General features: G+C 66.9%; 18 protein-coding genes. 10 read left to right on the top strand and 8 right to left on the bottom strand.

The genetic code is table 11. The features are described from left to right. Positions 1 to 138: 138 nt before the first annotated feature. The 8 genes from pepQ to rph form a co-directional block, all read right to left on the bottom strand. Positions 139 to 1,470: a Xaa-Pro dipeptidase gene (pepQ, locus tag J2X70_RS18720; protein ID WP_025874203.1), complete on the bottom strand. Its 1,332-nt coding sequence runs from the start codon at positions 1,468 to 1,470 to the stop codon at positions 139 to 141. Between the two features lie 75 nt (positions 1,471 to 1,545). Further along, the gene (locus J2X70_RS18715; RefSeq protein WP_025874204.1) at positions 1,546 to 1,920 is read right to left on the bottom strand and encodes a PilZ domain-containing protein; all 375 of its coding nucleotides are present in this window, start codon (positions 1,918 to 1,920) and stop codon (positions 1,546 to 1,548) included. Beyond that, a complete protein-coding gene (locus tag J2X70_RS18710) occupies positions 1,917 to 4,193 on the bottom strand; it encodes a DUF1631 family protein (protein ID WP_309911634.1) in 2,277 nt (758 codons plus the stop codon). The genes J2X70_RS18715 and J2X70_RS18710 overlap by 4 nt, the downstream gene beginning before the upstream one ends. A gap of 119 nt (positions 4,194 to 4,312) precedes the next feature. Next, entirely contained in the window at positions 4,313 to 5,539 is a 1,227-nt protein-coding gene (hemW, locus tag J2X70_RS18705; protein ID WP_025874206.1) for a radical SAM family heme chaperone HemW, read from the bottom strand. Between the two features lie 34 nt (positions 5,540 to 5,573). Then, positions 5,574 to 6,068 carry a hypothetical protein gene (locus J2X70_RS18700; RefSeq protein ID WP_140393531.1) on the bottom strand — a complete coding sequence of 165 codons (495 nt, stop codon included), beginning with the start codon at positions 6,066 to 6,068 and terminating at the stop codon, positions 5,574 to 5,576. A 32-nt stretch (positions 6,069 to 6,100) separates the two neighbouring features. Beyond that, complete coding sequence (rdgB, locus tag J2X70_RS18695) at positions 6,101 to 6,703, bottom strand: RdgB/HAM1 family non-canonical purine NTP pyrophosphatase (RefSeq protein ID WP_025874208.1); 603 nt, start codon at positions 6,701 to 6,703, stop codon at positions 6,101 to 6,103. Next, positions 6,703 to 7,089, bottom strand: coding sequence for a VOC family protein (locus J2X70_RS18690; RefSeq protein ID WP_025874209.1), 387 nt, complete (start codon positions 7,087 to 7,089; stop codon positions 6,703 to 6,705). The genes rdgB and J2X70_RS18690 overlap by 1 nt, the downstream gene beginning before the upstream one ends. Continuing rightward, a complete protein-coding gene (gene rph / locus J2X70_RS18685) occupies positions 7,086 to 7,811 on the bottom strand; it encodes a ribonuclease PH (protein WP_025874210.1) in 726 nt (241 codons plus the stop codon). The genes J2X70_RS18690 and rph overlap by 4 nt, the downstream gene beginning before the upstream one ends. 123 nt (positions 7,812 to 7,934) lie before the next feature. Between rph and J2X70_RS18680 the strand changes: the two genes are divergently transcribed. The 10 genes from J2X70_RS18680 to J2X70_RS18635 all read left to right on the top strand — a co-directional run bounded on the left by J2X70_RS18680 (position 7,935) and on the right by J2X70_RS18635 (position 20,037). Further along, a complete protein-coding gene (locus tag J2X70_RS18680; protein ID WP_309911629.1) occupies positions 7,935 to 8,795 on the top strand; it encodes a YicC/YloC family endoribonuclease in 861 nt (286 codons plus the stop codon). Then, positions 8,792 to 9,454 carry a guanylate kinase gene (gene gmk, locus J2X70_RS18675; protein ID WP_309911627.1) on the top strand — a complete coding sequence of 221 codons (663 nt, stop codon included), beginning with the start codon at positions 8,792 to 8,794 and terminating at the stop codon, positions 9,452 to 9,454. Before J2X70_RS18680 ends, gmk begins: the two co-directional genes overlap by 4 nt. Positions 9,455 to 9,564: 110 nt before the next feature. Then, positions 9,565 to 9,864, top strand: coding sequence for a DNA-directed RNA polymerase subunit omega (rpoZ, locus tag J2X70_RS18670; protein ID WP_005410877.1), 300 nt, complete (start codon positions 9,565 to 9,567; stop codon positions 9,862 to 9,864). A gap of 106 nt (positions 9,865 to 9,970) precedes the next feature. Continuing rightward, a complete protein-coding gene (locus tag J2X70_RS18665) occupies positions 9,971 to 12,133 on the top strand; it encodes a bifunctional (p)ppGpp synthetase/guanosine-3',5'-bis(diphosphate) 3'-pyrophosphohydrolase (protein WP_025874213.1) in 2,163 nt (720 codons plus the stop codon). 197 nt (positions 12,134 to 12,330) lie between these two features. After that, positions 12,331 to 12,717, top strand: coding sequence for a RidA family protein (locus J2X70_RS18660; protein WP_025874214.1), 387 nt, complete (start codon positions 12,331 to 12,333; stop codon positions 12,715 to 12,717). 7 nt (positions 12,718 to 12,724) lie between these two features. Next, complete coding sequence (gene recG / locus J2X70_RS18655; protein WP_309911624.1) at positions 12,725 to 14,836, top strand: ATP-dependent DNA helicase RecG; 2,112 nt, start codon at positions 12,725 to 12,727, stop codon at positions 14,834 to 14,836. A gap of 903 nt (positions 14,837 to 15,739) precedes the next feature. Then, a complete protein-coding gene (locus J2X70_RS18650) occupies positions 15,740 to 16,678 on the top strand; it encodes a nucleoside hydrolase (RefSeq protein WP_025874216.1) in 939 nt (312 codons plus the stop codon). Between the two features lie 87 nt (positions 16,679 to 16,765). Next, positions 16,766 to 17,008, top strand: coding sequence for a type B 50S ribosomal protein L31 (locus tag J2X70_RS18645; RefSeq protein ID WP_006389217.1), 243 nt, complete (start codon positions 16,766 to 16,768; stop codon positions 17,006 to 17,008). Positions 17,009 to 17,304: 296 nt separating this feature from the next. Next, complete coding sequence (locus J2X70_RS18640) at positions 17,305 to 18,582, top strand: citrate synthase (protein WP_025874217.1); 1,278 nt, start codon at positions 17,305 to 17,307, stop codon at positions 18,580 to 18,582. A gap of 354 nt (positions 18,583 to 18,936) precedes the next feature. Beyond that, positions 18,937 to 20,037: a hypothetical protein gene (locus J2X70_RS18635; RefSeq protein WP_309911621.1), complete on the top strand. Its 1,101-nt coding sequence runs from the start codon at positions 18,937 to 18,939 to the stop codon at positions 20,035 to 20,037. The last annotated feature ends 234 nt before the right edge of the window (positions 20,038 to 20,271 follow it).

The raw sequence follows: 20,271 nt of genomic DNA, 5'->3' as shown, positions 1-20,271 counted from the left end.
GGCGGGTGGGCCATGCAGGGGCGTTGGCGCCATGGATGGCGCCATCGAGCTTACAGGGACGTACTTGCAGCGTCCCCTGCATGGCCCACCCGCCCCGCCAACCGCGGCTTTTGATTTCAGCATCCAACCACGAGGGGCTCAGCCGTTGGCCGCCGCAAACACCGGGCGCGTCAGGTTGTCCGCTTCGCCATCAGTGCACAGCACTTCATCTTCAATGCGGATGCCGCCGTACGGACGGAAGAAGTCCACACGCTCCCAGTTGATCGCATCGCCATGACCGGCGGCCTTCACTTCGTTCAACAGCATGTCGATGAAGTACAGGCCCGGCTCGATCGTCACCACCATGCCCGGCTCCAGCACGCGGGTCAGGCGCAGGTACGGATGGCCGGCGGGACGCTCGATGCGGCCGCCTTCATCGCTGGCCGCGAAACCGGCCACGTCATGCACCTGCAGGCCGATCAGGTGGCCGATGCCATGCGGGAAGAACGCGGCGCTGACGCCGGTTTCCAGCGCAGTCTGCGGCGATACCTTGATCACGCCGAAGTCCTTCAGCACGCCCATCAGCGACAGGTGCGCATCCACGTGCAGCTGCTTGTAGTCGAAGCCCGGGCGCACGGCCGCGCACATCGTCTGCTGCGCGGCATCGACCGCTTCGATCATCGCCGCGAACTCGTCATGGCCGGCGGCGGCGTAGGTGCGGGTGATGTCGCTGGCATAGCCGTGCGCGCTGGCGCCGGCATCGATCAGGAAGCTGCGCAGCGGCTGCGGTGCCTTGCGGCCCAGTTCGGTGTAATGCAGCACCGCCGCATGCTCGTTCAAGGCCACGATGTTGCCGTACGGCAGCTCGGTGGCGTCCTGGCCCACGGCCTGGCAGTACGCCATGTGGATGCTGAACTCGTCGGCGCCGTTGCGGAACGCCGCTTCGGCCGCGCGATGGCCGCGCACGCCGAGCACCTGCGCCTGGCGCATCAGGGCGATTTCGTACGGCGTCTTGCTGCCGCGGTGCCATTCCAGGTAGTTCACCACCGGCGCCGGATTGTTGGGTACATACGCGCCCAGCGCGCTCTGCGGCTCACCCAGGATCGCGCAGCGCGCCGGGTCGGGCGGCAGCAGTGCCAGCGCTTCGTCCGGCGTGCGGATGATATGGATGTCGAAGTGCTCGACCCACCAGCCGCTCGGTGCATCCGGCACCACATGCCAGTAGTCGAACGGCTGGTGGAAGATCACCGCCGGACGCTTGCCCGGGGTGAACACGATCCAGCTATTGGGTACACGGGTCAGCGGCAGCCAAGCCTTGAACTGCGGGTTGACCGCGTACGGATAGTCACGATCGTCGAAGACTTGGTAGTGCAGGGTGCCGCTGGGCACCACCAGATGGTCGAAGCCGCCGCGTGCCAGCGCCTGCTCGGCGCGTCGGCACAGCACGGCCAGGTGGTCGGGATACAGGGCGCCGGGGTCTTGCTGGATCATTGCGGTGGCTCGACACGGAAAACGGCCCTAGATTCTGCCGGATACCGACGCAATCCGCTGTGCCGGAACCGGCACTCAGCCCGTCGAAACCGGTGCCTCGTCGCTGTCTTCGCCGATCCACCGGCGCAGCAGCTGCCGATGCTCGCGTGACAGGGTCAGGAAGCGGAAGCCTGCCCAGCTCTGGCCGGGGGCATGCGCCGGTTCGCTCCACAGCAGGTGTACGCCGACGTCGATCCACTCGCTGCGGCCATCGGCCAATGGCAACGGGAAGCGCAACTGATACAGCGCATCGTCGCGCAGCGCGGCGCTGGCCAGCATCAGCATGCCGGTCTCGGACACGTTGCCAAGCCGGCCGACCACGCTGTCGCGCATCTGGTCGGTCACCGGTACCAGATCGGACACCTGCCGGCGCGGCGCGCGGCGGGTATCAACGGGCGGTTGCGTACTCATGCGTTGGGCTCCTGCGGGCGACGTCCGGCCAGCGTGCGCAGTGCGCTCAGGCTGGCCTGCCAGGCGCGGTCGACCAGACGGCCCTTGTCTTCGGTGACCAGCTGCGCGCGTCCGGCGGCCATCTGCCGGGCGAGGGCATCCAGGGTGGTTTCGCCGATCTTCTGCCCACGCGCGTTGACCAGCAGCACATGACCGGTCAGCAGGCTGTACCAGGACAGGCGCTGGCGGCGCAGCGCGCCTTCGCCATCGTCGATATCGAACCAGCTGCCGAAGGGCAGCGCGCACAGCTGCTGGTAACTGGCCTCCTCGGCCTCGCTGCGTGGTGCCGCATCGCTTGCCGGGGCCTGTGCGCCGGTGTGTTCGCCCAGCCGTGCACGGGCCTTCAGGCGTGCACTGAGCTCGGTGCGCGAGGTGCTTTCGTCTTCGCCACCTGGCGTGGACAGGCGGCGCGCGACGGCAGCCGCCTCCTCTGCGTGGTAGCCCACCTGCAGCAGGGCCGATTCAACCTCGGCAGCCAGCGCAGCGTCGGTCGCGCTGCTTTCGCTTGCGGCCTCGGCAGTGATCGCCGCGATGCGTTCGGTCTGCTGCAGGCGCTCCTGCCATTGCGGCGAATCATCGCCGTGGCGCAGGCGGGTCAGCGTCAATGCGTCTGCCCACGCCTGGCGCAGCAGTGTCTGTACGAAGCGCGGCGGCTCCTGCGTATCGCAGCACTGGTCGATCTGCGCATTGGCCTGGCGTCGCGCAAGTTCCAGCCGCTCCTTGCCGCGTGCGGCTTCCACGTGGCGGCGCTCGGCCAGCTCGGCGCGGTGCGCGGCGGCGCGCTGGTGCTGCTGTATCTCGTCGTTAGCGGCGGCAAAGGCCTCGGGCGTGCGTGCATCCTGGCCGAGCAGGCCCTGCACGCTCTGCGCCAGTCGCTGCAGCAGCTGCGGATCGACATCGTCATCGCCGAGCCAGCTGGCGCCGGCTTCAGCGACATGGTTGAGCAGTTCGTGTGCCGGATGTTCGTCGCGCACGAAGAAGCCCGGGTCGGCCATCGCTGCGCGCGCCAGCGGTACCTGCAGGCGCGCGAGCAGGGCGGCTGGCACCGGGTCCGGCCGTTGCTGCTGCTGCACCTGCTGCAGCAGCAGGCGCAGCAGATCGAGGTTGTCGCGGTCGTGGCTGCCAAGGCTGGCCTGCGCGCCATGTTCGCTGCGCAGCTGGGCGACCACGGCGGCCTGCAGATCGGTCATGGCGCTGGCGGCGCTGGCCTGCCCCTGCAGGCGCGCCAGCACGGCATCAACCGCTGCACTGGGCAGGGCCGCTGGATCGGCCGCTGGCTGCGGGGTCTGCCGCGCCTGTTGCAGCATCTCGTGCAGCACGCTGCTGGCCGGTACCGTCATGCCGGCCGACGCGCCGGGCGCGTCCGCATCGGCGAAGGCGTCCTGCATCAACGTCGACCACGAGCCGGGCGGTGCCGAGCCACCCCAGCCGGTCATCGGCGTGGGCACGCGCGGAGACGGGCGTCCGCTGCGGCCGCTGCCGACCGACTGGGTGATGATCCGGCGGGTGCTCGAAGAACGTGCCAGGTACGGGGTGTAGACCAGGCCCGGCAGGATGCCGTGCTGTGCCAGCAGCGCATTGGCGCGGTCGAGCACATTGCCCAGCCGCTCCAGTACCTGCCGCTCGAAGCTGCGGTACAGCGCCATCTGTACCTCGGCGCTGAGGGCATCCTGCTCGGCCAGCTTCCGCACCATCGCGCACAGGGCCTGCGGTGCCAGGGGCAGGGTGTCAGCTTCAAAGGCTGGTGCGCCGGCAACAACACCCAGGCGCTGGCCCAGCAGGTTCAAGGCGTTGGCCGAACGCAGGGTTTCCCGGCGCACCATTTCGGTCAGCAGCAGGTCGCGGTCGACTTCATGCTCGGCGACCAGGCTCAACCCCAGCATGCCGGGCAAGGGCGGTGGCGTGGTGGCGGCCACGACCGGGGTGATCGGTTCACGCAGCCGCGCAAGCGCATCGGCCAGCGCATCGAGCATGCGGTCGCTGAAGTGGCCGGCGAACGCATGCAGCTGGCCGCGCTGTGCCAGCAGGTCGGCCTGCTGTTGCGGGTTGCGGGCATGGTCGGCGTCATGCAGCAGGGTCTGCTCCAGCGCTTCCACGGTCAGGATCAGCGGTGCCGTCAGGGCCTGGTGGCACAGGCCGATCAACGCGCCCAGCAGCTCGCGCACGCGCGGCGGCAGGTCGGCTGCGGCCAGGCGGGCAGTGTCGGCACTGGAAAGGGAAAAGACAGCAGACATCGGCGAGGGGGTCCGGATTCCCGCGGATCGATCTTGGAATCTACCGTGTCGGCCGGTGAAGGCGCTACTTTAGCGATGGATCCATTCAGGGCCGCCTGCGATGGCGGCGCCGCAGCAGATCATGCTTCCAGGAACAGGCTGACCACATCGTTGGTGAAGCGCCGGCCCAGTTCGGTCGGCTGCACGTGCCCGTCTGCCACCACCAGCCAGCCACGCTGCACTGCTTCGCGCAGTGGTACGTCCAGCACGCTGCGGGCCAGGCCGGTGCGCGATTCGAAGTCGCGCAGGCTGAACCCTTCGTGCAGGCGCAGCAGGTTGAGCATGTACTCGAACGGCAGGCGCTCGGCGGCAATCACTTCGTCACCGCCGAACGATGCGGCCGTGCCTGCGGTATCCATGAACGTCTGCGGGTGCTTGTGCTTCCAGCGTCGCAGCACGTGTTCCTCGGCACCGGAACTGATCTTGCCGTGTGCGCCGGCACCAATGCCCAGGTAGTCACCAAAACGCCAGTAATTCAGGTTGTGCGCGCTCTGCCGGCCGGGGCGGGCGTAGGCGCTCACCTCGTACTGGCCGAAACCGGCCTGCGCCAGCAGCGCCTGGCAGTGTTCCTGCATGTCCCAGGCATTGTCTTCATCGGGGATGCCCTGCGGCGGCCGCGCGAAGAACACGGTGTTCGGTTCCAGGGTCAGCTGGTAGTGCGAGATGTGGGCCGGCTGCAACGCGAACGCGCGTTCCAGATCGGCCTCGGCACCGGCCAGGGTCTGTTCCGGCAGTGCGTACATCAGGTCGATGTTGAAATTGTCGTAGCCCGCGTCCTGCGCCATCTTCACCGCGCGCTCGGCCTCGCCACTGTCGTGGATGCGGCCCAGGCGTTTCAGCGCGGCATCGTCAAAACTCTGGATGCCGAAACTGAGGCGGTTCACCCCGGCCGCGCGGTAACGATCGAAGCGACCGTGCTCGGCGGTGCCCGGGTTGGTTTCCAGAGTGATCTCGGCATTCGGTGCAAAGCGCAGGCGGGCACTGGCCTGCTGCAGGAAGCGGTCGATCGCCTCGGGCGGGAACAAGCTGGGCGTGCCCCCCCCGAAGAACACGCTGCTGACCACCCGGCCCCAGACCAGCGGAAGGTCCTGGTCGAGGTCGCGCACCAGCGCATCGATGTAGGCATCGAAGGGCAGTTCGCCCTTGGCCTGGTGCGAGTTGAAGTCGCAGTACGGGCACTTGCGCACGCACCATGGCAGATGCACGTACAGCGCCAGCGGCGGTGGCACCAGACGCGGTGGGGCGTCGTGGTCGCAGGACTCGCCGGGCAGGTGGTTGCAGTGGTCGTGGTCGTGGGCGTGCGGCATGGCTGGCGTGATGCGGACGTGGGGGAGCGGCAGATCAGTCCGCCGCCCGTAGAAGAGGGTCGACCAGGGAGCGCGGCTGCGCGCGAAGCACGGCAGCGGCAATCTGGCGGAAGAAGGGCGAGGGCCCTTTGTAGCTGCCTATAGCGTTGTCCATCAAACGGTGGCGCGCCGGACTGCAGCCATTGCGCATGCACAGATGGAGACCGGAGACCATGGCCTTGCGCTTGTCGGCAAAACTGTCAAGCCGTACTTCCAGCACGTCCACCAACGCCACATGGCGCCACCGATGCAGGCTGCCGATGTTGTGATAGCGCATGTGGCCGGCAGCAGCGTCCAGTTCGACGCGCTGCCACATGATGGGCGCGCCGATGAGCGTGATGACGGTCATGCCGACCAGCGCAACCACCGGTACCGCCCACCAGGATTCCTTCCCTGTCCACGCCAACATGCCGCCAAAGATCGCACCACTGATCAGCCCCAGTACGGCAAGCAGTTGCACCAGTTCCATTCCGGTGCGGTAGCGCTTCACTGTCATCCTTGAGTCTCCTGTCGGATGCTGGTTCAGGCCGCGAACTGCTGCTTGAGCTGCTGCTTGAGCTGCTGCAGGGCGATGGCGCGATGGCTGATGGCGTTCTTCAACGCCGGTTCCATTTCCGCAGCAGTCAGGCCGTGGGTGGTGTCCAGGAACACCGGGTTGTAGCCGAATCCATTCGTACCGCGCAGTTCGCGGATGATCTGACCTTCCCAGCGGCCTTCGCAGATCAGCGGCTGCGGGTCGGTGGCATGGCGCAGCAGCACGATCACGGCGTAGAAGCGGGCGCTGCGCTGGCCATCGGCGATGTCGGCCATCGCTTCCAGCAGCTTGGCATTGTTGGCCGCCGCATTGGTCGGGTGACCGGCATAGCGCGCGCTGTACAGGCCCGGTGCACCGCCGAGGGCATCGACGATCAGGCCCGAATCATCGGCCAGCGCCGGCAGGCCGGTCGCTTCGCAGGCCGCGCGCGCCTTCAGCAGCGCGTTCTCGACGAAGGTCAGGCCGGTCTCTTCCACATCGCCCAGGCCCAGTTCGGCGGCCGAAGTGATCTGCAGCGGCAGATCGGCGAGGATTTCCTGCATTTCCACCAGCTTGCCAGCGTTGTGGCTGGCCAGGACAAGCTTCTTCATCAGCGGGGCTCCAACAGGTCCCAGGTGTTGCCGTACAGGTCGCGGAACACCGCGACCGTGGCGTAGGGTTCTTCGCGCGGTTCTTCCAGGAACTGGACACCGGCAGCCAGCATCGCCGCGTGGTCGCGGCGGAAATCATCGGTATTGAGGAAGAAGCCGACGCGGCCACCGGTCTGGTTGCCGATACGACTGCGCTGCTCGTCGTCGCTGGCGCGGGCCAGCAGCAGGGCGGCGGCGCTGCCATCGGTCGGGCCGACCACCACCCAGCGCTTGCTGCCCTGGTCGATGTCGTCCAGCAGCTGGAAGCCGAGCTTGCCGGTGTACCAGGCGATGGCCTCGTCATAGTCGGCCACCACCAGGGTGGTCAGGGCAATGCGCCGGTTCATGCCGACAGCGCTGCCTGCTGCGCGGCCAGCAGCTCGGTCACGCCCTTCTCGGCCAGGCCCAGCAGCGCATCGAGCTCGTCACGGCGGAAGGCATGGCCTTCGGCGGTGCCCTGCAGTTCGATGAAGCCGCCACCGTCGTTCATCACCACGTTCATGTCGGTGTCGCAGTCGCTGTCTTCGGCGTAGTCCAGGTCCAGCACCGGGGTGCCGCGGTAGACGCCGACCGACACCGCCGCCACCGCGCCGAGGATCGGGTTGCGCTTGATGTCGCCGCGCTTCATCAGCACGTTCACCGCATCGACCAGGGCCACGTAGGCGCCGGTGATGGCCGCGGTGCGGGTGCCGCCGTCGGCCTGCAGCACGTCGCAGTCCAGGGTGATGGTGCGTTCGCCCAGTGCGTTGCGGTCGACGCAGGCGCGCAGGCTGCGACCGATCAGGCGCTGGATCTCCAGCGTGCGGCCGCCCTGCTTGCCGCGTGCGGCTTCGCGGTCGCTGCGGGTGTGGGTGGCGCGCGGCAGCATGCCGTATTCGGCGGTCACCCAGCCTTCGCCCTTGCCACGCAGGAAGCCCGGCACCCGGTTCTCGATGCTGGCCGTGCACAGCACGCGGGTTTCACCGAAGCAGACCAGCACCGAACCTTCGGCGTGGCGGGTGAAACCGCGCTGGATGACGACCGGGCGCAGCTGATCGGGCTGACGGCCACTGGGGCGGAAATCGGACATGGGGCAGGTTCCGTAGGGAAAGGGAGTACGCCACCATCCCCGCGGCCTTCACGGGGCGGGGGAAAGGGGCTCAAAAGAGACCGCTAGGGTACCATTCCCCCTTTGCAAGCACCGGATACATCCATGATTCGAAGCATGACGGCCTATGCCGGCGGCGAGCGCTCCACCCCGTGGGGGACGCTGGGCTGCGAGCTGCGCTCGGTCAACCACCGCTTCCTGGAAGTGGGCACGCGCCTGCCCGAGGAACTGCGCGCATTGGAACCGCAGCTGCGCGAACGCATTTCCGCGCGCCTGAGCCGTGGCAAGCTGGATCTGGTGATGCGCCTGCGCGCGCCGGACTCGGCCGCCAGCCTGCAGGTCAACGAGGTGCTGCTGGGCCAGCTGGGCCAGTTGGCACACCGGCTGACCTCCGATTTCCCCAACCTGCAGGTCAGCTTCACCGACCTGCTGCAGCTGCCGGGCGTTACCCAGGGTGAGGCCACCGATGCGGCAGCTCTGCAGATTGAAGCGCTGGCGCTGCTGGACCGGGTGCTGGAGGGCTTCATCGCCGCCCGCGAGCGTGAAGGCAATACGCTGTCCACCGCCATCGCCGAGCGCGTGGATGCCATCGAGCGCATCGCCGCCGAGGTGCGCACGCTGATTCCCGCCATTCGCGACGGCCAGCGCACCAAGCTCGCCGCTCGCCTGGCCGACCTGCCGCATCCGGTTGATCCGGGCCGCGCCGAGCAGGAACTGGTGATGTGGCTGCAGAAGCTGGACGTGGACGAGGAGCTGGATCGCCTGTCCAGCCATATCGTCGAGATCCGCCGCGTGCTCAAGCAGCGTGAACCGGTCGGCCGCCGCCTGGACTTCCTGCTGCAGGAGTTCAACCGCGAGGCCAACACGCTTGGCTCCAAGTCGGTGGACAGCCGCACGTCCAACGCCGCCGTCGAGCTGAAGGTGCTGATCGACCAGATCCGCGAGCAGGTGCAGAACATCGAATGAGCATTTCCACGCCCTCGGCCGCGATCGCACGCGGCACGCTGTACATCGTTGCAGCGCCCTCCGGCGCCGGCAAGAGCAGCATCGTCAACGCCACCCTGGCGCGCGACCCGCAGATTGCCCTGTCGATCTCGTTCACCTCGCGCGCCATGCGCCCGGGTGAAGTGAACGGCCAGCACTACCACTTCGTCAGCGCCGAGAAGTTCGAGGAAATGATCGCTGCCGGCGATTTCTTCGAACACGCCTGGGTGCATGGTGACTGGAAGGGCACCGCCCGCCAGTCGGTGGAGCCGCAGCTGGCCGCCGGCCAGGACGTGCTGCTGGAAATCGACTGGCAGGGTGCGCAGCAGGTGCGCCAGCTGGTGCCGGGCACGGTGACGGTGTTCATCCTGCCGCCGTCCAAGCAGGCCCTGCAGGACCGCATGCGCAAGCGCGGCCAGGACAGCGAGGCGGTCATCGCCCAGCGCCTGGGCGCCGCCCGCGATGAAATGCTGCACTTCAACGAGTTCGACTACGTCATCGTCAATGAAGTGTTCGAGACCGCCGTGGACGAACTGTGCGCGATCTTCACGGCCAGCCGTCTGCGCCGGGACGCCCAGAAGGTCCGCCATGCCGGCCTGATCCAGGCCCTGTTGACCCCGGATGCGAGTTCAACTGATTGATTCCTAAAGGGTCCGGTGGGGGTTGGCTTGATTTTGTCCAGCCCCTGCCAGTACACTCCGTCCCCTTTCCCTCATTCGACTGAGCGGCCGACCGGTCGCCGGGAGCCCGTATGGCCCGCATTACCGTAGAAGATTGCCTGGAAGTCGTTAACAACCGTTTCGAGCTGGTGATGATGGCCTCCAAGCGCGCCCGTCAGCTCGCCAATGGCGTGCAGGCCACGCTGGACAACAGCGAGACCGAGGACAAGCCGACCGTGCTGGCGCTGCGCGAAATCGCTGCCCGCAAGATCGACAACGCGCTGATCGACGAAGTCGAGAAGGCCGAGCGTGAGCGCGCCGAGCGCGAAGCGCTGGAGTGGGCCGCCGCCGAAGTGGTCGCCGACGAAGACATGTCCAAGAACGACGATTGATCGCATCGATCAACGTCATTGCTGGATACGCCGAACAGCCCGCCCCGTGCGGGCTGTTTCGCATTCAGGGTTTGCCGTAAACGTCGCGCTGGCATAGGCTTTGGCCATGAACCCAGGCCCCACTGCCAAGGTCGCCGCAGTCCCCGCTGCCGCCGTACCCGATTACGTCCTCCAGCTCGAACGCGCCGCCCACTACCTGCCGCCCGAGCAGCTGCCGCTGCTGCGCCGTGCGTGGGAAGTCGGTGCCTCCGCGCACGCTGGGCAGACGCGCAAGTCGGGCGAGCCCTACATCACCCATCCGGTGGCCGTGGCCCAGGTGCTGGCCGAGCTCGGCCTGGACGTGGAAGCGCTGATCGCCGCGATCCTGCACGACACCATCGAAGACACCCCGCTGACCCGCGAGGCCCTGTCGGCCGAGTTCGGCGAAGCCGTGGCCGAACTGGTGGACGGCGTCACCAAGCTGGACAAGCTGAAGTTCCGCGACCGCCAGGAAGCGGCCGCCGAGAGCTTCCGCAAGATGCTGCTGGCGATGTCGCGCGACCTGCGCGTGATCATGATCAAGCTGGCCGACCGCCTGCACAACATGCGCACGCTGGGCGCGCAGAGCCGCGAAGCGCGTGGCCGCATCGCCCGCGAGACGTTGGAGATCTACGCTCCGATCGCGCAGCGGCTGGGCATGAGCCTGGTCAAGAGCGAACTGCAGAACCTTGGCTTCAAGGCGCTGTACCCGTGGCGCCACGCGATCCTGGAAAAGCACATCCGCAGCCAGCCGGTCGTGCGCCGCGAGGCGCTGGCGCAGGTGGAAGTGCAGCTGTCGCAGCGCTTGGCCAAGGAGGGCATCGAGCACCGCCTGGTCAGCCGCATCAAGACCCCGTGGAGCATCTACAACAAGATGCGCGACGAGAACAAATCCTTCGACCAGGTGATGGATGTGTTCGGCTTCCGCCTGGTGGTGCGCGGCGTACCGCAGTGCTACCACTCGCTGGGCGCGGTGCATGCCGCGTTCAAGCCGCTGGATGGGCGCTTCCGCGATTTCATCGCCATTCCCAAGGCCAACGGCTACCAGTCGCTGCACACGGTGCTGTTCGGCCCGTATGGTTCGCCGATCGAGGTGCAGATCCGCACCGAGGAAATGGACCTGATCGCCGAGCGCGGCGTGGCTGCGCACTGGACCTACAAGTTCGGCGGTGATTCGCCCAACAGCGCGCAGAGCCGCGCCCACGCCTGGATCGTCGAACTGATCGATTCGCAGCGTGCCGCCGGTTCGTCGCTGGAGTTCCTCGACAACGTCAAGGTCGACCTGTTCCCGGACGAGGTCTACCTGTTCACCCCCAAGGGCAAGATCCTGGCCCTGCCGCGCAATTCCACCGCGCTCGACTTCGCCTACGCCGTGCATACCGACGTCGGCAACATGGCCGTGGCCTCGCGCGTGGACAAGAAACTGGTGCCACTGCGCACCAAGCTGGTGTCGGGGCAGTCGGTGGAGATCATCACCGCGCGCTCGGCCACGCCCAAGCCGCAGTGGCTCGAATTCGTGGTGACCAGCAAGGCGCGCACCGCCATCCGCCACCAGCTCAAGCAGCTGGAGCACGAAGACGCCGTGCAGTTGGGCCACCGCATGCTCGACCGCGCGCTGGAGGCGATGGACAGCTCGCTGGAGCGCCTGCCCAAGGGCCGCCTGGATGCCTTCCTGGCCGAACACCGGTTCCCGCGCCTGGAGGCCCTGCTGGCGGAAGTCGCGCTGGGCAACTGGATGCCGACCCAGGCCGCGCAGGCACTGATGGCCTACGCCGAACTGCGCGGCGGCGCGCATTCGCGCCACAGTTCGCAGGAAAAGATCCTGATCAACGGCAGCGAACGTGGCGTGGTCACCTTCGCCGGCTGCTGCCAGCCCATTCCGGGCGACGACATCATGGGCTACCACACCGCCGGCAAGGGCATCGTGGTGCACCGCATGGATTGCCCGAACCTGGCCGAACTGCGCAAGTCGCCCGAGCGTTGGGTGCTGATCGGCTGGGATACCACCGTATCCGGCGACTACGACACCTCGCTGGTGGTGGAAGTGGAGAACGGTACCGGCGTGCTTGCACAGCTGGCCGCGGCGATCGCGCAGAGCCATTCCAACATCGAGCGCGTGGATTACCTGGACCGCGATTTCAACGCCGCAGTGCTGGCGTTCAACATCCAGGTGCGCGACCGCAACCATCTGGCCGAAGTGATGCGTCGCCTGCGCCGCCTGTCGGTCGTGCAGGCCGTTCGCCGGCAGTAGATCCTGCGCGGACCCTGGTAGCGCCGGGCTATGCCCGGCGAGCGCGCAGCGCGGCATGAATCAATTGCCACCGGGCATGGCCCGGCGCTACCGGATCCGCGCTGTTTCCCAACGGGAAGAGGATCCGACCCCAGCCGACATTGCCCCCACCCGGTACAATCACCGCTCTGTTTTCCCCCAACGCACCGGAGCGACCCATGTCCCGCCAGATCATCAACACCGAAAAGGCCCCGGCCGCCATCGGCCCGTACTCGCAGGCCGTGCGCGCCGGCAACACCGTGTATTTCTCCGGCCAGATTCCGCTCGACCCGGCCACCGGCGACATCGTCGGCGTCGGTGACGTCGAAGCGCAGGCCCGTCGTGCCTTCGACAACCTCAAGGCCGTGGCCGAAGCCGCCGGCGGTTCGCTGGACAAGGTCGTGCGCCTGGGCCTGTACCTGACCGACCTGGCCGAATTCGCCAAGGTCAACGCGGTGATGCAGGACTACTTCCAGGCCCCGTTCCCGGCCCGTTCCACCATCGAAGTCTCCGGCCTGCCGAAGGGCGCCAACTTCGAGGTCGACGCGGTGATGGTCATCGACTGACCGCCACGTGGCACGCAAGGCGGCGGTCACCCCGGCACTGGCACCGTCCGGTGAAGCATCGCTTGCGATGCTCGCCGGCGTCGGGCCGGCCGTGGCCGCCAAGCTGCAGGTGCGTGGACTGGCCACCCTGCAGGATCTCTGGCTGCACCTGCCGCTGCGCTATGAAGACCGTACCCGGCTGACCCGCATCGAAGACCTGCGCAACGGCATTCCGGCGCAGGTGGAAGTGCGGGTGGTGGCCGTCGAGCGCGGCATGCGCTACCGGCCGATGCTGAAAGTGGCAGTGGAGGATGAAGGGCAGGGCACCCTGGTGCTGCGCTTCTTCCATTTCCGCCAGCAGCAGGTCGGCCAGTTCGCGGTCGGCAACCGCCTGCGCTGCTTTGGTACGCCCAAACCGGGGCACCTCGGGTTGGAGATTGTCCATCCCAGCTACCAGGTACTGGGCCGCAACGACGATCCCGATCTCGGCGACCGCCTCGACCCGGTGTATCCCACCGTCGAAGGCGTCGGCCCGATGACGATGCGCAAGCTGATCGGCCAGGCGCTTGATCGCCTGCCGGAAGAAAGCACGCTGGAACTGCTGCCGAACGGCTGGCTCGAGGGCCTCGGCCTGCCATCGCTGCGCAGTGCGCTGCTGACCGTGCATCAACCACCGCCGGATGCAGACCTGGCCGCACTTGCCGCCGGTACCCATCCAGCGCAGCGCCGGCTGGCAATGGAAGAATTGCTGGCGCACCACCTCAGCCTGCGTCGCCAGCGCATTGCGCTGCAGGCGCATCACGCGCCGCCGCTGGCCGGTCCCGGCAAGCTGGCCAAGGCGTTGTTGAAGCAGTTGCCGTTCGCGTTGACCGGCGCGCAGGCACGCGTGTTCAAGCAGATCCGCGAAGACCTTGCGCGCCCCAGCCCGATGCTGCGGCTGGTGCAGGGCGATGTCGGCTCGGGCAAGACCGTGGTGGCGGCATTGGCAGCGATGCTGGCGGTGGAGCAGGGCAAGCAGGTCGCACTGGCCGCCCCCACCGAACTGCTGGCCGAACAGCATCTCAACAACCTGCGCGGCTGGCTGGAGCCGTTGGGCGTGCGGATCGCCTGGCTGGCCGGCAAGGTCACCGGCAAGGCGCGCGCGAAGGTGATGGAACAGGTTGCCAACGGCGAAGCGCAGGTGGTGGTGGGTACCCACGCACTGATGCAGGAGGCGGTGGTATTCCACGATCTGGCGCTGGCCATCGTCGATGAGCAGCACCGCTTCGGCGTTCACCAGCGCCTGGCGCTGCGCGACAAAGGCAAGGGCGGCAACAACGTGCCGCACCAGCTGGTGATGACCGCCACGCCGATTCCGCGCACGCTGGCGATGTCCGAATACGCCGACCTGGATGTATCGGCCATCGACGAACTGCCGCCGGGCCGCACGCCGGTGCAGACCGTGGCACTGAACAACGATCGCCGCCCCGAGCTGATCGAGCGCATCGCCCTGGCTTGCCGCGAAGGGCGGCAGGTGTACTGGGTGTGCACGCTCATCGAAGAAAGCGAAGAACTGGATGCCACCCCGGCACAGGCCACCTACGAATCGCTGCAGGCGCTGCTGCCGGGCGTGCGCGTGGGGCTGGTGCATGGCCGGCTGAAAGCGGCCGAGAAGCTGGCGACGATGGTCGCGTTCAAGGCCGGCGACATCGACCTGCTGGTGGCCACCACCGTGATCGAAGTCGGCGTGGACGTGCCCAACGCCTCGCTGATGGTGATCGAGAACGCCGAGCGCTTGGGCCTGGCCCAGCTGCACCAGCTGCGTGGCCGCGTCGGCCGTGGTTCGGCGGTGTCGCGCTGCGTGCTGCTGTATCAGGCGCCGCTGTCGAACATGGCACGCGAGCGCCTGCAGACCATGCGCGAAACCAACGACGGTTTCGTCATCGCCGAGAAGGATCTGGAGCTGCGTGGGCCCGGTGAACTGCTGGGTACCCGGCAGACCGGCCTGGCCGGTTTCCGCATCGCCGATCTGGCCCGCGATGCTGGCCTGCTGCCGGGCGTGCATGCGCTGGCCGAACGCCTGCTGGCGCAGCAACCGGCGCTTGCAGATCGCGTGGTGCAGCGCTGGATCGGTACGGCCGTGCGCTACGCCTCGGCGTAAGGATCGGGCAGCCGGCCGGGGTCAGAGCCCTTGCCCTGCGACCAACGGATCCGACCCCTGCATTTCCTACGCTGCCGGCAACTGCGTGCCCATGTATTCGGCCAAACCCCGGCATGCCAGCAGCAACCCGAAGGGATAACGGGATGCGGTCATGTCGGCAGTCCTTGTGCGCAAGGCAGGAGGCCACGCACGCGAAGGCGAGGGTGGCGGACGGTGAGTGGTTCCAATACCGGTGACTGCCTCAAGAACGCCGGCGGGCGCGAAGCCCCCACGCACCGCCCGCCATAGAACGCGCGGACGGATTGCCTGCCGGACGCCACGCAGTAACACGCGCGCAACGCCGGCAGGCAAGCGTAAACAACAAGGCAGTCAAACGGGATTGGAAGCCCGCGCCATCCGTTGTCGATGGCCTCCCGTGTTTTCCATGAAGGACCGTGCGCCTCAATGAGAAAAGTTGGAAAGATCGAAAACGCTGCAATTGCAGCGCGGCCCCGCCCGGCACGCCGATTGCGTCATCTTTCGCGATCCCGCCGACGTCGATCCACGCATGGCGTGGATCCACCGTGTCGACCAAGGTCGATACCCACCAAGAGCAGACCATGCCGTGTCGACCAAGGTCGACACCCACCAAGAGCAGTGGACAACTGTCGAAGGCGGGGTGGGTCCGGTTGCGGGGGCGTGAGCCGCATGGATGCGGCGACCGAGCTTACATGGATGTACTTGCAGCGTCCCCCGCAACCGGACCCACCCCGCCATCCCACGGAATGCCAGCTTCTGCCGTTGCCGTTGCCGTTGCCGTTGATTCGGCGGGTGCCGGGCGCAGCCCGGCCGAACCCGAACCCCCGTACTTGCAACGGTCATCATCCCGGTCCACACTTCGTTGCCGATCTGAAGACGGCAACGATGACCAAGAAGATCCCGCTGTTGATCGATACCGACCCCGGTGTCGACGACGCACTGGCCCTGCTGATGGCCTTCGCCGATGAACGGCATGACGTGGTCGCCCTGACCATCGCCGCCGGCAACGTAGGCCTGCAGTACACCGTCCGCAACGCCCTCAAGCTCTGCGACATCGTCGGCCGCACCGACGTGCCGGTGTTCGCCGGCAGCCCCGATCCGCTGCTGCATCCATCCGTCGACGCCGCCCACGTGCATGGCCGCGATGGCTATGGCGATGTCGACCTGCCGCCGCCGAGCCGCCAGGCCGACGCCGAGCACGCCGCGCTGGCCATCCTGCGCCTGTCGCACCAGCATGCCGGCGAACTGATGCTGGTGATGCTCGGCCCGCTGACCAACCTGGCACTGGCGCTGAAACTCGATCCGACCCTGCCCCAGCGCATCAAGCGCATCGTGGTGATGGGCGGCGCAGTCACCTGCCACGGCAACATCACCCCCGCCGCCGAATTCAACATCGCCTTCGATCCGGAAGCCGCGCATGTGGTGTTCACCGCGTTCCCGCACTTGCTGGTGTCGGACTGGGAAGCCACCGTTGCCCACGGCCTGCCGTTGACCGAAGCCGAGCAGTGGCTGGGTGCCGATTCCGATCGCGCGCGCTTCTACGAGCTGATCTCGCGCAAGACCCGTGGCCTGTCCGAAGACAGCAAGGGCGGCCGCTGGTATACCGCCGACGCGCTGGCCATGGCCTGGGCGCTGAACCCGGAAGGGCAGCTGCAGGTCGAATCGCGGCCGCTGAATGTGGAACTGAACGGCACGTTCAGCCGCGGCGCGACCATCGTCGACTGGAACCGCCAGACCGGCCAGCCGGACAACTGCGACCTGCTGATGGCCTACGACCAAGGGCGTTTCGAGGCCCTGGTACGCCAGGCCCTGGGTGCGGACTGAGGTCAGCCCCCTGCACTGGTTGCCCCAGGCGGCAACCAGTGCTTATAATGCCGCTCTTGACCACCAGCCCATTTACGGTGTGAGCCCATGAAGGCCGATATCCATCCGAACTACCGCGACGTCGTCTTCCATGACGTCACCTCCGATTTCAAGATCCTGACCCGCTCGACCATGAGCACGAAGGAAACCATCAAGTGGGAAGACGGCAACGACTACCCGCTGGTGAAGGTTGAAATTTCCTCGGCTTCGCATCCGTTCTACACGGGCAAGCACAAGGTCATCGACACCTCGGGCCGTATCGACAAGTTCCAGAAGCGCTACGCGCGCTGATACGTCGTACCCGGTTCGAACCGACGGCCGCGCTCTGCGCGGCCGTTTGTTTTTGTCCAGCGCCTGCCCAACGGGCGTTTGGATGGACGGAACACTGCGTCCTTGTGACAACGCTTTTGCCGATCCCGGCCGCTCGCTGGCAGGGTGCCGGCTGCCTGTCGTCTACGACTTCTGTCTAGCGCCCGGCAAATGCTGCTGTGCGATAATGACCTGATCCCCGGCACAGGCCGAGGACGTCATTCACGTGCCTGACCAATGCGCTTGGGCAGGCGCCTTCCCATGAAGGAGCGCACACAGTGTCCGATCTTGATCAGGTCACGCTCAACGCCGGCGATAAGTCGGTCGTTCTGCCCGTCATCAAACCCACCCTCGGCAACGACTGCGTCGACATCGCGAAGCTGACCAAGGAAACGGGGTATTTCACCTACGATTCCGGTTTCACCGCGACGGCCAGCTGCAAGTCCGCCATCACCTACATCGACGGCGACAAGGGCGTGCTGCTGTATCGCGGCTACCCGATCGAGCAGCTGTCGGAAAAGTCGAGCTACGTCGAAGTGGCCTACCTGCTGATCAACGGCGAGCGCCCGAGCGCCGAGCAGCTGAAGGCCTTCACCGACGAGCTGGCTGCCGAAGCCAACGTCGATGAGTCGATCAACACCCTGATCGGCAGCTTCGCCAAGGATGCCCATCCGATGGCCATCCTGACCGCCGCCATCGCGCAGCTGTCGGGCATCTACCACGCCTCGCTGGACCTGTCCGACGCCGAACAGCGCCGCCAGGCCGCCGTGCGCCTGATCGCCAAGGTGCCGACCCTGTCGGCGCTGATCTACCGCCACGGCAAGGGCCTGCCGGCCAACAAGCCGGATACCTCGCTGGACTACGTCAGCCGCTTCCTCAAGCAGACCTTCGAGTCGGCTGACGGCAAGTACGAACTGAACCAGGACGTGGTCAAGGCACTGGATCTGCTGTTCATCCTGCACGCCGACCACGAGCAGAACGCGTCGACCTCGACCGTGCGTCTGGTCGGTTCGACCGGTGCCAACCCGTATGCGTCGGTCGCCGCTGGCGTCACCGCGCTGTGGGGTCCGGCCCACGGCGGTGCCAACGAAGCCGTGCTGAAGATGCTGGAAGAGATCGGTTCGGCCGACAACGTCGAGTCGGCCGTGCTGAAGGCCAAGGACAAGACCTCCGGCTTCCGCCTGATGGGCTTCGGCCACCGCGTGTACAAGAACTTCGACCCGCGCGCCAAGGTCATCGGCGAGATGACCGGCAAGGTGCTCAAGCAGCTGGGCGTGCAGGATCCGCTGCTGGACGTGGCCGTGAAGCTGGAACAGGCCGCGCTGCAGGACGAGTACTTCGTCGCGCGCAAGCTGTACCCGAACGTCGATTTCTACAGCGGCATCATCTACAAGGCGCTGCAGATCCCGACCGAGATGTTCACCGTCATGTTCGCCCTGGGTCGTACCTCCGGCTGGGTCTCGCATTGGCTGGAACAGCAGGTCGACCCGGAAATGAAGATCGGCCGTCCGCGCCAGGTCTACACCGGCCACGACGTGCGCGACTACCAGGGCTGATCGCCTGCGGTAGGTTGTGCTGAAGACGTCCCGCGATTGCGGGGCGTTTTTTTTGCTTCGCTTTTGGTAGATGCCAACCTTGGTTGGCACGATTTGGGCGTCCGCGAAACATCATCCACGCATGGCGTGGATCTACTGCGCTCCGGCTTCGGTGGGTGCCAACCTTGGTTGGCACGATTTGGGTGTCCGCGGAACATCATCCACGCGTGGCGTGGATCTACTGCGCCCCGGCGCTTGGCACGATGTTCGCCGCGGCAAGACCGCGTGATTCAAGGGTCTCACCAGCTTCACAAGCGCTCGCGCAGCCTCAGGACGCCAGCTGCACCTGCAGCACTGATACGGAGCGTCCAACCCATGAGTACCCGTTTCGACCTGCCCGAGCGCGATCCACTCGGTCCTGACATCGCCACCGTGGTGGCCACTCCCGTCGTGCCACCGCCCAGCGAAAGCGCGGTGTCCTGGGGCGCCATTTTCGCCGGCGCCGTTGCGGCCGCCGCACTGTCGCTGATCCTGCTGATCCTGGGTGTTGGCCTCGGCTTGTCCTCGGTTTCGCCCTGGTCGTTCGAAGGGGTGTCCAAGGAAACCTTCGGCTGGACCAGCGTCGCGTGGCTGACCTTCACCGCGCTGGCCGCTTCCGGTCTTGGCGGCTACCTGGCCGGTCGCCTGCGCACCAAGTGGACGCAGCTGCACGGTGATGAAACCTACTTCCGCGACACCGCGCACGGCTTCGTGTCCTGGGCTGTGGCGACCCTGCTCACTGCTGGCCTGTTGACCTCGGCCATCGGTGGCGTACTGGGCGCCGGCGCAAAGGTTGCCGGCGCGACCGCAGGCGCCGCTGCCACCACTGCCGGTGCTGCCGTGGCCGGAGCTGGCAGCGCTGCTGCAGGCGCACCGGAGAGCGACCTCAACTACTGGGTGGATTCGCTGTTCCGCGGGGTCACCACGGCGGGCCCGGACGCTGCCGGTGCACCTCCGGTTGCGCCGGCAGCGGGCGCAGCGCCGGGTACCAGCCCCATGGACCCTGCCGCACCGCCGCCGCCCCCGGCCGCCGCCAGCGTTGGCCCACGTGACGCCCGCACGGCCCCGCCGCCGCCGCGCCCGATGCCGGGCAATGGCCCGATGGGCGACCGCCGCGAAGTCCGTGCCGAAGTGAACCGCATCATCGTCAACAGTCTGCAGGGGGACGGCCTGGACCCGGCCGATACCCAGTACCTGTCGCAGCTGATCGCGCGCGAGACGGGCATGAGCCAGGCTGAAGCGCAGGCCCGTGTGACCGACGTGCAGACCCGCATGCGTGCTGCGCTGGAAAAGGCCAAGAACACCGCCAAGCAAGCTGCCGACGATGCGCGCAAGGCCACGGCCTATGCCGCACTGTGGCTGTTCATCACCCTGCTGATCGGCGCGTTCTTCGCCAGCCTCAGCGCCACCTGGGGCGGCCGTCGCCGCGACCTGTAACCCGCATCTGATGCAAGGAGACCTGCCATGAAAACGCTTCTGCTCTGGTTCTTGGGCGTGCCGATTCCGCTGTTGATCCTGTACGCGATCTTCTTCTGAGATCGTGTCGTTGAGTGAGATCCATCAGGCCGCCGCGAGGCGGCCTGGTGCCATCCAGTCGCGCATGGACATTTACAGCGTCGAGCCACGCTCGACCCGCGCGCGCGGCGCGCATGACAACCAAGCATCGGCCGA

The organism is Stenotrophomonas sp. 1337 (assembly GCF_031455455.1).
Classification (GTDB): domain Bacteria; phylum Pseudomonadota; class Gammaproteobacteria; order Xanthomonadales; family Xanthomonadaceae; genus Stenotrophomonas; species Stenotrophomonas indicatrix.
This window is presented reverse-complemented; position numbering and strand designations above follow the sequence as displayed.